Origin of the sequence: Natrarchaeobius oligotrophus (assembly GCF_003841465.1) — an archaeon.
Classification (GTDB): domain Archaea; phylum Halobacteriota; class Halobacteria; order Halobacteriales; family Natrialbaceae; genus Natrarchaeobius; species Natrarchaeobius oligotrophus.
Genome location: NZ_REFZ01000009.1, coordinates 84,331 through 98,369 on the forward strand (window position 1 = coordinate 84,331; position 14,039 = coordinate 98,369).

General features: G+C 62.1%; 14 protein-coding genes. 12 read left to right on the forward strand and 2 right to left on the reverse strand.

Features of this window, described 5'->3' with window-relative positions; translation table 11 throughout:
• Nucleotides 1-175: 175 nt before the first annotated feature.
• The 10 genes from EA472_RS14020 (at nucleotide 176) to EA472_RS14065 (ending at nucleotide 10,300) form a co-directional block, all read left to right on the forward strand.
• The gene (locus EA472_RS14020) at nucleotides 176-625 is read left to right on the forward strand and encodes a VOC family protein (protein WP_165874895.1); all 450 of its coding nucleotides are present in this window, start codon (nucleotides 176-178) and stop codon (nucleotides 623-625) included.
• Nucleotides 626-676: 51 nt separating this feature from the next.
• Nucleotides 677-1,183 (forward strand): CoxG family protein, encoded by a 507-nt coding sequence (locus tag EA472_RS14025; protein WP_243637852.1) that lies wholly within the window; start codon nucleotides 677-679, stop codon nucleotides 1,181-1,183.
• Between the two features lie 123 nt (nucleotides 1,184-1,306).
• Nucleotides 1,307-1,552 (forward strand): hypothetical protein, encoded by a 246-nt coding sequence (locus EA472_RS14030; RefSeq protein ID WP_124192146.1) that lies wholly within the window; start codon nucleotides 1,307-1,309, stop codon nucleotides 1,550-1,552.
• A gap of 161 nt (nucleotides 1,553-1,713) precedes the next feature.
• On the forward strand, nucleotides 1,714-2,604 hold the full coding sequence (locus EA472_RS14035; RefSeq protein ID WP_124192147.1) for an FAD binding domain-containing protein: 891 nt from the start codon (nucleotides 1,714-1,716) through the stop codon (nucleotides 2,602-2,604).
• 160 nt (nucleotides 2,605-2,764) lie between these two features.
• Entirely contained in the window at nucleotides 2,765-3,283 is a 519-nt protein-coding gene (locus tag EA472_RS14040) for a (2Fe-2S)-binding protein (protein ID WP_124192148.1), read from the forward strand.
• 2 nt (nucleotides 3,284-3,285) lie between these two features.
• A complete protein-coding gene (locus EA472_RS14045; RefSeq protein ID WP_124192149.1) occupies nucleotides 3,286-5,913 on the forward strand; it encodes a xanthine dehydrogenase family protein molybdopterin-binding subunit in 2,628 nt (875 codons plus the stop codon).
• A 371-nt stretch (nucleotides 5,914-6,284) separates the two neighbouring features.
• Nucleotides 6,285-6,494 carry a hypothetical protein gene (locus EA472_RS14050; RefSeq protein WP_124192150.1) on the forward strand — a complete coding sequence of 70 codons (210 nt, stop codon included), beginning with the start codon at nucleotides 6,285-6,287 and terminating at the stop codon, nucleotides 6,492-6,494.
• A gap of 152 nt (nucleotides 6,495-6,646) precedes the next feature.
• The gene (locus tag EA472_RS14055) at nucleotides 6,647-8,266 is read left to right on the forward strand and encodes a methyl-accepting chemotaxis protein (protein ID WP_124192151.1); all 1,620 of its coding nucleotides are present in this window, start codon (nucleotides 6,647-6,649) and stop codon (nucleotides 8,264-8,266) included.
• Between the two features lie 257 nt (nucleotides 8,267-8,523).
• Nucleotides 8,524-8,865 carry a cupin domain-containing protein gene (locus tag EA472_RS14060; RefSeq protein WP_124192152.1) on the forward strand — a complete coding sequence of 114 codons (342 nt, stop codon included), beginning with the start codon at nucleotides 8,524-8,526 and terminating at the stop codon, nucleotides 8,863-8,865.
• A 280-nt stretch (nucleotides 8,866-9,145) separates the two neighbouring features.
• Nucleotides 9,146-10,300, forward strand: a complete 1,155-nt coding sequence (locus EA472_RS14065) for an XdhC family protein (protein WP_124192153.1) — start codon at nucleotides 9,146-9,148, stop codon at nucleotides 10,298-10,300.
• 51 nt (nucleotides 10,301-10,351) lie between these two features.
• Here the strand turns inward: EA472_RS14065 and EA472_RS14070 are convergent, their stop codons facing one another.
• On the reverse strand, nucleotides 10,352-11,335 hold the full coding sequence (locus tag EA472_RS14070) for a glutathione S-transferase family protein (protein WP_124192154.1): 984 nt from the start codon (nucleotides 11,333-11,335) through the stop codon (nucleotides 10,352-10,354).
• 217 nt (nucleotides 11,336-11,552) lie between these two features.
• Between EA472_RS14070 and EA472_RS14075 the strand changes: the two genes are divergently transcribed.
• Both EA472_RS14075 and EA472_RS14080 read left to right on the forward strand, forming a co-directional pair.
• A complete protein-coding gene (locus EA472_RS14075) occupies nucleotides 11,553-11,969 on the forward strand; it encodes a cupin domain-containing protein (RefSeq protein WP_124192155.1) in 417 nt (138 codons plus the stop codon).
• A 71-nt stretch (nucleotides 11,970-12,040) separates the two neighbouring features.
• Nucleotides 12,041-12,985, forward strand: a complete 945-nt coding sequence (locus tag EA472_RS14080; RefSeq protein ID WP_124192156.1) for a BKACE family enzyme — start codon at nucleotides 12,041-12,043, stop codon at nucleotides 12,983-12,985.
• Nucleotides 12,986-13,037: 52 nt separating this feature from the next.
• Here EA472_RS14080 and EA472_RS14085 read toward each other — a convergent pair whose 3' ends face one another.
• Entirely contained in the window at nucleotides 13,038-13,901 is an 864-nt protein-coding gene (locus EA472_RS14085) for an MBL fold metallo-hydrolase (RefSeq protein WP_124192157.1), read from the reverse strand.
• Between the last annotated feature and the right edge of the window lie 138 nt (nucleotides 13,902-14,039).

Below are 14,039 nucleotides of genomic sequence, written 5' to 3' on the forward strand. Positions count from 1 at the left end.
CGGACGGTCGACTTCGTCGAAAGTCCGACGTTGTACGCGACGGGGTCGTCGTCTCGGACGTGTACGGTCGCCGGCGCGACTCCAGGGGGACGCTCGACTCCGGATGGGGGTGGACACCGGAAATTATATACATTTGTTACTGAAACACAATGGTGGACAGTGGCGTCCCACAGCAATGATTGGAACTGCACACCACTACGGCGTTACAGTATCGAATCTCGACGACGTGTTGCCGTTTTACCGCGATACCCTCGGTCTCGAGGTCGTCTCGGAGGGTCACGTAGAACGCGACACCGAGGATAGCGAAAAGTTCGAACACTTCGTCGGCGTCGACGGCGCGGTCGACGTCGAGGTCGTCTTCCTCGATGCGGGCGGTTGTCAGATCGAGTTGCTTCAGTACAACCATCCCCCGGGCGACGACGCTCACGGCGCGGACAACAACGACGCCGGCGCGTCGCACTTTTGCCTCGAGGTCGACGACATCGACGCGGTCTACGAGGAACTCACCGACGAGGGGATCGAATTCATCTACGAACCGATCACGCTCTCGAAAGGCGTTCGCGTGGCGTACATGTACGATCCGGAGGGCAACATCGTGGAGCTCTCCGATCGGTCGCGAATGTGATCGAACCCACAAAAGATTCAAGTAGAATACGGATAATGATCACGTATACCAATGAGTATGATATTCGACGGTGAGTTCGAGACTCACCGCGCTCCCGATGAACTGTGGACCTACTTCGTCGATCCCGATATCGTCGCGGACTGTGCACCCGGAATGGAAGAGATGAATCGCATCTCGGATTCGGAGTACGAGGCGACGATCACCGTCGGAGTCGGCAGCGTCAAACCAACGTTTTCGGTCGATGCAACCGTCCTGGAGATGGAAGAGCCGGAAATGCTGGTGATGAAAGCCGAGGGTAGCGGCGGGCGGAAAGGCGCGTTCGAGGCCGTCTCGAGGATGGAAATGAGCGAGAGCGAGGACGGGGGAACGATTCTGCAGTGGGAGGCCGAAGCGAACGTTTCCGGTATCATCGCCAGTCTCGGCCAGCGTGCCCTGGGGAGCGTGGCGGAACGACTCATCGGCCAGTTCTTCGACTGCATGGAGGGGAAGGTGGAACAGGGGGTGGACGCGACGCCACGAATGGCACCGAAATCGGACGCCGAGGCCGATCTCGACTGAGCGGATTCGACGTATTCGTCTTCGGTGATCTCTTCGGGGGTCGATCGCCGACGTCCTTCGGCTGGCGATTTCGACTGCTTTAATCGGACTACTTTTGACCCCTGGTAACAGAGTACAACTCACATGGCACAACACTGTCCGGTCTGTGGAGGCGTCTTCGAACACGTGCGACGGGAACGGCCCGAGGATCCGTCGTCTCATCCGGACGCGATTCCGGGGCCCAACGCGTCGATCGAAGTCGAGGACCTCTGTCGAACCGACGACGAAGATCAGTGGGACCGCATCTGTCACAGAGCAGCGATCGAGCGAGCCCACGGATCGATTATTCCCGTGCTCGAGGTCTTCTATCACTACTACGGCGACGACTGACTGCATTTTTCGCCTTATGTCACCCGTAATATGCGGAGGCCGTGGAGAGTCGGATAGTTCACTTCGTCGTCCGAAACTCCCGCTGACGTTCGAGCGGGAGTGAGAGTGTTATCCACAGGCAAAGATTTATGTTCCGGGTGATACCAATTCTACCCTGTACCATGAAATCAGAACCGTTCGTGTATCATTCACCGTCGTCGGTGGAGGAAGTCGTATCGTTGATGAACGAGCACGATCACGCGGAACTCGTCGCCGGGAACCAGTCGCTCGCGATCCAGATGAACAACCGGTTGGCGACGCCGGATCACCTGATCGACCTCAACGGCGTCGACGAGCTCGCGTACGTCGACGAGCGCGACGGCGAGATCGAAATCGGCGCGATGACGACCCACAAAACGATCGCCAATTCGGACGCTATCGATCGCACGGTGCCGATCCTCGCGGAGGCTGCACAGCAGATCGCCGGGCCGTCAGTCAGGAACGTGGGGACGCTGGGCGGCGGTATCGGCGAGGCCGATCCGGCGGGGAACTATCCGACCGTGCTGACCGCACTGGACGCGACGATCACGATCACGTCGGAGTCCGGCGACCGCGACGTCGGCGTCGACGAGTTCTTCATCGCGTACATGATGACCGAGGTCGGTGAGAACGAGATGATCACCGGTGCCACGGTTCCGACCGACCCGTTCCCGATCGGCCGGACCGGAATGTCGTTCCTCGAGCTCAAACGCGTTCCACACACCTGGCCGAAACTGAGCGCGGCGGGGATCGTGCGAGTCGACGATCCGACTCGGGACGATCCCACCGTCGAGGAGGCGCGTTTGACGTTCGCCAACGCGTCGGACACGCCGCTCCGCGTGGAGGCGGCCGAGAGTGCGGTCGAAGGAACGTCGCTCACCGACGACGCGCTCGAGGAAGCTGCAGAAATCGCGATGGACAGCGCCGATCCGGCGGACGAGATGCAGGCCGAAGCCGAGTACAAAGAAGAACAGGTCGGCATCTTCACCAAACGTGCGCTCCGAGAGGCGTACGATCGCGCTCTTGACCAGTAGCACGTACCAACCACCGCAGTCGAACCACGTAACCGCTCGGTCACCATCGATTCGGACAGGGCAAAAAACGAGGTTGAACTGGTCGCACGCGGGAGTCACGTACTCCTCAGCGAAAAAACTAAGACGCCTGGAAAGAAAGACAGAATCTGTGCGTTAAACCATGATAGACAATACCAGTGATCGGCCTACGCAGGAGATTACTCTCACCGTCAACGGAAACGAAATCACCGAGGAGGTAGAGCCTCGCCACAAGTTATCGGACTTCTTGCGATATCGGGCCGACGAAACGGACGTCAGGGTGGGTTGTGAACACGGTGCCTGCGGGGCGTGTACCGTGGAGGTAGATGGGAAGAACGTGAAATCGTGTATGCTCTTTGCCGTTCAGGCGGACGGTTCTGAGGTTCTAACGTCGAAGGCCCTCAACGACGACGACGAGCTAGGTCCGATTCAGGAAGCCTTCCACGAAAACCACGCACTCCAGTGCGGATTTTGTACGAGTGGATTTATTATGGCGACGAAGGAGTTGCTGGAAGAGAACCCCGATCCCGACCGCGAGGAGATCGTCGAGGGTCTCTCGGACAACATCTGTCGGTGTACAGGATACGTGAACATCATCAAAGCGGTGGAAGACGCCGCCGATCGAATAGATACGGTAAGCCAGGCTACGGGTGACGACTAACCATGAGCCAAGCAGAGGAATCCAAAGCGGAACGGGTGAAAGAGGTAGAAGATCACATCTCGAACCAGCCGACGCCGCAGAACTACGTCGGTTCGGAGGTTCGACGAAAGGAAGACGAAAAAATACTGAAAGACCATCGGGAGTACGTTCAGGATCGAAATCCGCCGGACGCGCTGCACGCGGCGTACGTTCGCAGCCCGCATGCCCACGCTGAAATCACGGACATCGATACGAGCGCGGCGGAGGAACACGACGAGTGCAAACTCGTGATGACCGTCGACGACTACAGGGACGCCGGCTACGCGCCGATGCTCTGTGGCATTCAGGAGTGGGCAGAGTGGCCGCTGGCTGACGGAAAAGTGACGTACGTCGGCCAGTGCGTCGCGATGGTCGTCGCGACCGATCGGTACGTCGCCGAGGACATCGCCGACCTCGTCGAGGTCGAATACGAGCGGCTGGATCCGCTCGTCGACGTCATGGAGGCCAGAGACTCCGACAACGTCCTCTACCCGGAGATGGGGCCAAACGCCCCCTCCAACGTCGCGTTCGACGAGACGTTCGAACTCGGCGATCCCGACGGGGTGTTCGAGGAGGCGGACCACGTCATCGAAAAGGAGTTCGACTGGGAGAGTCGCGCGTCCGGCGTTCCGCTCGAGACGCCGTCAGCCCTCGGAACGTGCAACATGAATCCCGAGGACGGGGAGGAGAAATTCCACGTCTGGTCGAATCAGCAACTCCACACCTGGGCCGACGTCGCGATCTACGCCGCCCTTGACCAGCCGCGAGAAGAGGTTCGCGTCGAAGTGCCGTTGACCGCCGGTGGAAGTTACGGGACGAAACACGCGACGGTCTACCGTCACGCCGTGCTCACCGCCGTCGCCTCCGAGATGGTCGGCGGAAACCCGGTCAAGTACGTCGAAGATCGCATCGAGGATCTACAGGGCGGTGACAGCGCCTCGACCGATCGCCACTACAAGGCGAAGATCGCGTTCAACGACGACGGCGAGATTCTCGCCAACGACTTCTGGCTCGCTGATAATTTCGGGGCGTTTCCGCGGTTCATTTGCACGAATCAGGTCCTGAAACCCCTGGCCATCGTCAACGGTCCGTACGACGTCGAACACGCACGCTACGAGTACGAGATCGTCTGTACGAACAAGATGCCACAGACCTCCTACCGCGGCTTCGGAACGCCCGCCCACAGTTGGGTGTGGGAGATGCTGATGGACGAAGCGGCGGACGTCCTCGATATGGATCCGACGGAGATCCGACTGAAGAACTACATCGACGAGGAGGACATGCCGTACAAGACGCCCTCGGCCAACGTCTACGGCGAAGGGGACTACGCGAAGACGGTCCGGAAAGTGTGGGACCTCGTCGAAGACGAGAAGGACGGCGGGCTTCTGGATCCGGACCGGGTAGAGGAGCTTCGTGAGGAGGGCATTTACCGCGGCTCCGGATCCGCACTGGTGCTCGAGCCCGGTCTCGGCTGTTACGATTACCACACGCGCCAGTTCATTCCGCGCGACGAACTCGCGACGTACTACACCCCCGAGAATCGGGACTTCAGCGACGTCGTGACGATGGCGGAGCCCCTCGAGGCCTACATTCGGACGGACGGAAAGGTCGTCGTGAAGATTTCCTCCGACGACCAGGGTCAGGGCCACCAGACCATCGCGTCGCAGATGTTGGCCGACGAGCTCGGGATCACGCCGGACGACGTCGTCGTGCCACAACAGGACAACCTCGACGTCGCCAGCGACGTCGGGAGCGCGTCCTCGCGCATGGCCACGGTCATGTCGAGCGCCGCGATCGGCCTCGGGGAAAAACTGCGCGGCCAGCTCGAGGAACTGGCCGCCGATCACTGGGGCATCGACACGGAGCAGGTCGAGTTCGACGAAGGCGGCGTGAAACAGCTCTCGACCGAGGGCGTCGAGCCGGTCGACAAGCGCCACGCCGAGCGTCTCGAACAGGAGTTCCTGACGCTTACGGAGCTCGTTCACATCGACAAGATGATGGAGACCGGCGACTCTCACTTCAAGCCCCAGGCCGAACTCAAAACGTACGCGTACTACGAGTACCCGGACGTCGCCTACGAGAACAGGGAGTACTTCGAAGAGGCCATGATTCGAAAGCGGCCCACGTACCCCAGCATCTCCTTCGCCGCGAACGTCCCGATCGTCGACGTCGACGTCGAGACGGGCGAGATCGAGATCCAGAAGATCTACTCGGTCCGCGACTCCGGACGCATCATCAATCCGATGATCGTCGAAGGTCAGCACCACGGCGGTATCATGCAGGGTATCGGCGCGGCCCTCCAGGAGGAGTTCGGATACTCCGAGGACGGACAGCCGCAATCGACGACGTTCTTCGACATGATGTTGCCGAGCATCGAGAACCTCCCCGAACTCGAAATCGAAAAGCAGGAGACGTGGTCCGTGTTCTCGAAATCCGGCGCGAAGGGCGTCGGCGAAACCGGCATCATGGACATCCCGGCGAGCCTCGCACACAGCGTCAACGACGCGTTGAAGCCCCTCGACGTCACCGTCGAAGAGATGCCGATGACGCCGAACCGGGTTCGCAGTTGGATCAGAGACGCGGGAGACGCTCCCGCACCGGCAGACGACTAGGTCGGATTCCCGCTTTCGCGTCGCCGATACACGTCCCTTTTCGATCGAACCTGTCGGGAACTTTCGAGTCCGTAACGAACTCACGTTCGCGATAGCTCGCGTGCGGTTGAATCGTGGCGTACGATAGTCGTTGAGACGGACTCCCGTACCGATTCACCGACGCAGCCCCGGCGCGTCTCGCGGTTGTGCTGGTCATCACCTACAGCGAACCGCCCGAATCGCCGCGTGATTTACGTCCATCGTCACGGCGTTCGTCTTCCCGTTACGACGATCGTCTCGATCCGACGCACTTCTTGTTTTCACGCAGCTACTCCAAGACGAATTACCATTCGTCCCATAACATTTAGTGTGATTACGACCAACTGGAGAGTATGGGAGATGATAGCATCAACCCCGCGATTATTAAAGCACGAATTGTTGACAATATGGCCGTCGCTCGGGAGTACAGCACCGAACTCATCGCGCGAGAAACGGACCTCTCGACCGAAACGGCTCACGAGTATCTCGAGGAACTCGCCCGGGAGAACCGGATCCGAAAACGTGAGGACGAGGCGGGCGAAAAGTGGGTTCTCCTTCAGTAGCGTCCCCGCAAACGAATAGCGAGCACTACCGACGATGATCATAGCGCACGCGACGGTGTCCGCTGACCGAACGCATCGACCGGCGGCGTCCCGTCTTCGGGAGATGATTGCCCAGCATCTTCGTCCACAGACTGCTCAGAAAGAGAAAACGCATGTTACCAGTTGACTACGTCCGACTGCTCGAACGCCAGTACTCGAACGACCTCGCCGGAACCGCGGAGAAACGATCCGATTCCGAGCGGAAACCGCCCGCTGTGGTCCGCGCGGATGGTGGACGGATCGAGACCGATATCCCGGACTCGTCTCGCGACGACGGATTGGGGGGAACGACTGCTCCCCTCAGTATTCACGACGTGCTAGACGTCTTCCCGATGCCCGCCTTCGTTCTCGATGCGACTCACACGGTCGTCGCCTGGAACGCGGCCATCGAAGCGTTGTACGGCCGACCGAGAGAACAGGTGCTCGGAACCGACGAGTACGTCGGGCGCGACGAGGACGGCAATCCGGTTCCGACGCTCGCGGACAAAATCCTCGAGTCGCCGCGAACGGTTCCGGATTTTGACGGTGCCGAGACGTACGACAGCCCCTACACTGACGGACACATCTACACGGGCAACGCTACGATCCAGACCGCAAGCGGCGACGCGCGTCACTTCCGGCTGATCGGGGTACCGGTTTTTCGCGACGACGAGGTGATCGGCGTCGTACAGCAGTTCGAAGACCGAACCGACGTCGTCCGCCGACAGACGATCACGGAGAACGCCGTCGAGGAGGCGATGGCGACGCTGAGACGTATCGGCGAGGGCGACCTCTCGGCGCGGGCCGAGCTCTCGGAGGAACAACGACGACACACGGACGACTACTTGCTCGACGTCGTCCGAGGGATCAACGACAACGCACACGCGCTCGAGTCGCTGGTCGAGGAGGTCCAACGCTCGACGGAAACGTTGACCGGCCGGACTCACGAGATTGCAGACCGAACGGAGGCGATCTCGAAGTTAGTTGCGCATCAAAACGAGACGCTCGAACGGACGGCCGACGAGGTGAGCAATTTCAGCGCCTCGATGGAGGAAGTTGCCGCGACGGCCGACTCCGTCGCGGAGGCGACGGAAAGCGCACAGCGGGCCGCCTCTCGCGGTCAGCGATCCGGCGAACAGGCGAGAGACGCGATCGACGCTATGACAGACCAGGTGGACCAGCTACTCGCCGTCGCCGAGCAACTCGAGTCGAGGGTGAACGAGGTCGACCGGATCGTCGAGGTGATCGACGAAATCGCCGATCAGACGAACATTCTCGCGCTCAACGCGACCATTCAGGCCGCCAGAACCGGCGGCGAATCGGACGGGTTCGCGGTCGTCGCGAACGAGGTCAAACAACTGGCCGAGGAGACGAAATCGAAGACCGACGATATCGCCGGCCATATCGCCGAGGTGCAGTCGTACACTCAACAGACGTCTGAGGCGGTCGAGGATACCGGTCGCCACATCGAACGGGGTACCGAGACGATCGACGAAGCGCTCGCCGCGCTCGACCAGAACGCAACCGACATCGGTGACATCGCCGACAGTATCCAGGAGGTCGCGGAGGCCAACGACCACCAGGCGTCGACCGCGGAAACCGTGGCGTCGTCCATCGAGGCGGCCCGGGACAGAGCCAGCGAGATCGAGTCCGCGAGCGAGGAGATCACCGATCTGGTCGGCCGACAGCGGGATACGAGCGAGTCGCTTTCGACCCAGGTTCGGGAGATCAGTACCGGCAGTTCACGACGATAGCGTCCCCAGTGACGCGACGAGGGAGACCCCGCTCTCGACAACCAATCGAGCGATGAGCGTCCGCCCAGTCGCCATCTGCGCGTGCGGAATCGCCTGCGTGCGGATGAGACGTCGTCGTAGCGGGTTGCTCGCGAGCGGCCCGCGGTCCACGCCGACGGATCGCGCAGGCGCTCGCGGTTGTGGCGTCCGCTCGCGTTCGCCGATCGCCACTTCGCCCCGGACGAACACTTATGTAGGTTCCCGATAGAGTACGATCCATGGGTAATGTCGTCAACGACAGTGATTTGAGCGAGCAAACCATCTCGGACGGGTTTCACGTCACTCGAATCGGGCAGAACGATCTGATGAGCATCCAGCGCTGGGTGTGCGATCCCGGCGGGTCGTTCCCCGAACACTCGCACCCGCACCAGCAGATCGGCTACGTGTACAAGGGCGAGATGCACGTCTCCATCGAGGGGGAGCAGTACGTCCTCGGTCCGGGAGATACCTACCTCGTCGATGGGAACGAAGTCCACGCCGGAACCAACGAGGGCGACGAGCCGGCCGAAGGCGTCGACATTTTCAGTCCGCCGCTGAAAGATTCCGACTGGATCGGCTGATCGATCGACCCGGACGGTGTCGGGTCTCCGGCCCCTTCGATCCGCGAGTGCGATCGTCGGAACAGCGGGCAGTACAGTCCGAATCTGAACGACGGATCCGGTCTCTGCGAGGCCGAACGACGCAGTCTCACGAGGCCTGCGTTCGGTCGCGGTGTTGCGACGGACGACGGTATCGCGCCAACACCGTCCGGGTTCGTCCGCGTCGTACCGGTTGCGTCCGGGGGCAGAATCCCGGCGGTCAACCGGTACGATTTAACCCGCGCGGCCACTATCGACCGATATGGACACCGACGTTCCCGATCCGTGGAGCACGACGACTGCGGAGCTGTATCGCACGCTTCGCGCGCGATTGGACGACGACGATCCCGCGGCGCTGGCCACGATCGTCGACGTCGAAGGCTCGGCGTATCGGCGCCAGGGTGCGAAAATGATCGTCGTTCCCGGCGACGACAGCTACGGCTCGATCACGGCCGGTTGTCTGGAGGGTCCCGTCGTCGATCTGGCGAACGCCGTGTTGGACGAGGGACGTGCTCGCGTCGAAACGTTCGACCTCATGGACGGCGACGAGTGGGGCCTCGGCCTCGGCTGTAACGGCGTGATCGATATCCTGCTCGAGCCCCTCGACGACAGCTTCGGCGTCGCCCTCGAGGCGCTCGCGAACCACGAACCTGCGACGGTCCTCACGGCGGTCGAGTCGTCCGATCCGGACGTGGCGGTCGGCGACCGAACGGTTCTCGGCCCCGATCGCTCGCCGCTCGGCGACTCCGACCGGAATCGGCTTCCGACCGAACTCCTCTCGAACGCGTCGGACGTGACCGCGTCCCTCCGGGAGTCCGCGAGCGCCAAGACGGTACGGCTCGAGACGTCGGCCGGGAGCGCGTCGGTGTTCGTCGATCACCTGGAGCCGGTTCCAGAACTGTTGCTCTTCGGGAACCAGAACGACGTTCATCCGGTCGCGCGGCTCGGTCGAGACGTCGGTTTCCGCGTCGCCGTCGCATCGTCACGCGGCTCGCGGTCGGACGAGTCCGACTTCCCGGACGCTCACCGGGTGGTCTCGACGCACCCGACGGAGATCGACGATGCGGTTCGAACGCCGGAGAATACGTACGCCGTCTTGATGTCGCACAACTTTCTCGACGATCGCCTGGCGCTCGAAACCCTCCTCGAGGAGACGTCGGTTCCGTACGTCGGCCTCATGGGACCACGAAAACGCTTCGAGGAGATGCGGACGGAGTTCGAACAGGAGGACGTGCAGTTTTCGAACTCCCAGCTAGAGCGCGTGAGCACCCCCGTCGGTCTCGATCTTGGCTCGGACGAGCCGATCCAGATCGCACTCAGTATCGTGAGCGAAGCGCTCGCCGTCCGCAACGATCGAAGCGGTGGCCGATTGAAAGCGCGAGAGGGCCCGATCCACGAACGCGTGAAGACGCCGTAGCGAGTCGACCGACGCGATCGTGACGCGACCGGATCGACTCTCATACAGGTATCACTCCCGGAGCCCCGGCGGCGGACCACCAGGAAGCCGATCGCGGTCGTGGCCGGATTCGAAGTCGAGTCGCGGACCGACCGGAACGAATCCCGTCGGATTGAGGTCCTCGTGACCGCGGTAGTAGTGGTCTTTCACGTGCCGCATCCGACAGACGTCTCCTACCCCGGGCAGCTGGTACAGCTCTTTCGTGTAGTTCCAGAGGTTCGGATAGTCGACGATCCGCTTTACGGTACACTTGAAGTGCGTGTGGTAGACCGCGTCGAACCGAAAGAGCGTCGTGAACAGACAGACGTCGGCCTCGGTGAGGACCTCGCCACAGGCGTACCTGCGGTCGTCGAGCGCGCGCTCCCAGCGATCCAGTGCGTCGAACAGGTCGGTGACGGCCGACTCGTACTCCTCCTGCGTGTCGGCGAACCCCGCCCGATAGACGCCGTCGTTTATCGGGCCGTACAGTTCGTCGATCGCGCGATCGATCTCGTCGCGGTAGCCGTCGGGGTACAGCGTCACCCCGTTCCCGTAGCCGTCGAACGCGGTGTCGAGCATTCGCACGATCTCCCGCGACTCGTTGTTGACGATGGTGTCGGTCTTGGCGTCCCAGAGGACTGGAACCGTCACCGCGCCCGTGTACGACGGGTGCGCCGCCGCGTAGACGTCTCTGAGGAATCGACGACCGTTCACCGTATCCGCGGTACAGCCCCGCTTCTCCGGGGAGAACTCCCATCCGTCGTTCTCGCGAACCGGGTCGACGACGTCCATCGAGACGACGTCCTCGAGACCGCGTAGCCGCCGGAGCAAGATCGTCCGATGCGCCCACGGACAGGACCACGAGACGTAGAGGTGGTACCGGTTCGGCTCCGCCGGAAAGCGACCGTCTTTCCCTTCGATCCACCCTCTGAACGACGTCTCCTCGCGTTCGTACCCTTCGTCGTCGGGGTGCTTGTCGACGTCGGCGTGCCACTCGCCGTCGATCATCCGTCCCATGCTATCCGGTCTCCGGCGGGCCCGAGGTGCACCGTCGTCGATTCCACGGACGTCGCGACTGGTCACCCCGACGGTCCTCTGCACGTTGCATCGGTTATACGTCGACGTCGCTGTCCTATAAAACCAGCAGTCGTTTCGATCTGCTGGGCCGCTCCGCACGCACATCGTCCCACGGCAGGACGACAGAATTATCCCTCAGTCGGTCGACTCTCTCCGTATGTCGAACGAGAGCTATCACCTCGTCACCGTCGACGACGTCGAAACGGAACCCGACCGTCCCGATATCGACCCCGAACCGGATCCGATCGCCGACTCGTTCTCGATCAGTGCGGAAACGGGCCTCGAGATCCTCGGCCTCCGAACCTACGCGGCCGAACCGGGCGAACAGCTCCCCCTCGCCTACCACTACCACGAAACGCAGGAAGAGGCCTTCTACGTGCTCGATGGGACGTTGCACGTCGAAACGCCGGAGAAGGAGTACGTCGTTCGACCGGGCCAGCTCTTCGCCGCCGAAGGGGGGAGCCCGCACCGCGCGCACGTACCCGAAGGGGCGGGGGAACCGGTCCGCGTGCTCGCGATCGGTGCCCCTTCCGACGATACTGGCCGAGTCTACGATCCGGACGACGACTCGTGAGGCGGATCGGTCGCGCATTTCCCGACGAACTGACAGAACACTTTTAGCGCTACCGAGTCTTGGTCGAGAGCATGCGGGAGCTTCCCAGTCGAAACGTCGTAGTGACCTGCGCCGTCACGGGCGCGCTACACACGCCCACGATGTCTCCGCACCTGCCGATTACTCCCGACGAAATCGTCGAGGAGTGCGTGGCGGCGAGCGAAGCCGGCGCGTCGATCGTTCACGTGCACGTTCGCGATCCCGAAACCGGCGAACCGGTTTCTGATCTCGAGCTGTTTTCCGAGGTGGCGAGGCGGGTGAACGACCGCACTGACGTCATCGTGCAGCCGTCGACCGGGGGGTCCCCGACGATGGAACCGGAAGAACGGGTCGCGGTCGTTCCCGAGCTCGACCCCGAGATGTGTTCCTGTAATATGGGATCGATAAATTACGCGCTCTACCCGCTCGCGGAGCGATACGACGACTGGAAACACGAGTGGGAAGCGGACTACCTGGCGGAGACGAAGGACTCGATCTTCAAAAATACGTTCGAAGATCTTGACGTCTTCCTGAACACCATGCGCGGACACGACACCGTACCGTGTCTCGGCTGCTACGACGTCGGCCACCTCTACAACGTTCGTCGCTGTCTCGATCACGGGTGGCTCGATCCGCCGATCTACCTCGAGTTCGTGTTCGGGATCGACGGCGGTATCGGGGTCGATCCGTCGAACCTCGCGTACATGAAAGCCGTCGCGGAGGAGCTGTTCGACGACGCGTACTCGTTTTCGGTGATCCCCATGGGGACGATTCCGTTCCCCCTCGCGCTCCAATCCGTCTCGATGGGGGGCCACGTGCGGGTCGGGCTCGAGGACAACCTGTACGTCGAGGAGGGGGTTCTCGCCACGAGCAACGCCGAACTCGTCTCGAAAACGGTCGAACAGATTACCGCGTTCACCGACCGGGAGCCGGCGACTCCCGACGAAGTTCGAGAGTTCCTCGATCTGAAAGGTCGATCGCGGACCGCGTTCTCGTAGGACGACCGCGACGGACCGACGCGCCGTTGGGGCGGCGGCCTCCGGTAGCGGCTCAGCGTCGGATCGCCCGCGGTTGGACGCGACCGGGGGAGTCGACGTCGAATCGATCGCCGAGGGAAACGGGTTCGATCACCCGTGGAAACTCGAACGAAGCCGCGTGCTCGGAGAGCACGGCCGGGTTCGCGCCGACGCCGCGCCACAGGCCGTGATGCACCGGCAAGAGCCGCTCGAGCTCCAGCTGATTCGCGGCTTCGATGAGCTGATTTTCGTCCATGTACCACCGTGTTCGCTCAATTCCGTCCCCGTCTGGAGCCGAGACGTTCCCGACGGACCCGAGCGCGAGCGCGCCCACGTCGAGGTCGAACTCGTCGGCGATCGCGGAAAACTCCTCGGGATCAGGACGGCTATCGCCGCCGTTGAAGAACGTTCCCGACTCGTGATCGACGACGTACGAGACTTCGTCGATGGCGGCCGGATCGTTCGCGCCGCGAACGTGGACGTCGAGGTCGCCGATTCGGACGGTGTCTCCTGGCGCGACCACGTGCGCTTTTTCGTCGGGAACGCTGACCTCTCCGTCGTACTGCGGGGCGTCGTAACACGCCGACGGCGCGTACACGTCGGCTCCGAGACCGTCGACGAGCGGCAGGAACGACGGCGGGTGCATGTGATCGAGGTGCTCGTGCGTGACCAGCACCGCGTCGCACTCGGTCGCGTCCGCCGGATCGAGCGGAACCGGCAGCATCCGGACGACGTTCGGTGGATCGCCGTCACCGAAGTACGGATCGACGTACACGGTCGCCTCGGGGCTGCGCACCACGAATCCGGTACCACCGAGATACCACATCGTTACACCGAGCGGTTCCACTGCTTCTATCTCGTCGCTGACGAACCAGGTTCCCCAGTTCGAGTGAACCATGTCGCGTACACGTCCACCACGACGATAAGGATTCACCCGACGGCCGATCGTCTTCCTCCCGCGACGCGGCACGCACCGAAATTCCGGCCGAACCTGCCTCTCGCGCCATCGGGGAGCGACTGGACGAGATTTCCACAC

Bases quoted from the DNA above. Each gene is read 5' to 3' on its own strand.
- EA472_RS14065 (WP_124192153.1), top strand. From the start codon at position 9,146: ATGGACACCGACGTTCCCGATCCGTGGAGCACGACGACTGCGGAGCTG.
- EA472_RS14030 (WP_124192146.1), top strand. From the start codon at position 1,307: ATGGCACAACACTGTCCGGTCTGTGGAGGCGTCTTCGAACACGTGCGA.
- EA472_RS14035 (WP_124192147.1), top strand. From the start codon at position 1,714: ATGAAATCAGAACCGTTCGTGTATCATTCACCGTCGTCGGTGGAGGAA.
- EA472_RS14075 (WP_124192155.1), top strand. From the start codon at position 11,553: ATGTCGAACGAGAGCTATCACCTCGTCACCGTCGACGACGTCGAAACG.
- EA472_RS14060 (WP_124192152.1), top strand. From the start codon at position 8,524: ATGGGTAATGTCGTCAACGACAGTGATTTGAGCGAGCAAACCATCTCG.
- EA472_RS14050 (WP_124192150.1), top strand. From the start codon at position 6,285: ATGGGAGATGATAGCATCAACCCCGCGATTATTAAAGCACGAATTGTT.
- EA472_RS14025 (WP_243637852.1), top strand. From the start codon at position 677: ATGAGTATGATATTCGACGGTGAGTTCGAGACTCACCGCGCTCCCGAT.
- EA472_RS14070 (WP_124192154.1), bottom strand. From the start codon at position 11,335: ATGGGACGGATGATCGACGGCGAGTGGCACGCCGACGTCGACAAGCAC.
- EA472_RS14040 (WP_124192148.1), top strand. From the start codon at position 2,765: ATGATAGACAATACCAGTGATCGGCCTACGCAGGAGATTACTCTCACC.
- EA472_RS14020 (WP_165874895.1), top strand. From the start codon at position 176: ATGATTGGAACTGCACACCACTACGGCGTTACAGTATCGAATCTCGAC.
- EA472_RS14080 (WP_124192156.1), top strand. From the start codon at position 12,041: ATGCGGGAGCTTCCCAGTCGAAACGTCGTAGTGACCTGCGCCGTCACG.
- EA472_RS14085 (WP_124192157.1), bottom strand. From the start codon at position 13,901: ATGGTTCACTCGAACTGGGGAACCTGGTTCGTCAGCGACGAGATAGAA.
- EA472_RS14045 (WP_124192149.1), top strand. From the start codon at position 3,286: ATGAGCCAAGCAGAGGAATCCAAAGCGGAACGGGTGAAAGAGGTAGAA.
- EA472_RS14055 (WP_124192151.1), top strand. From the start codon at position 6,647: ATGTTACCAGTTGACTACGTCCGACTGCTCGAACGCCAGTACTCGAAC.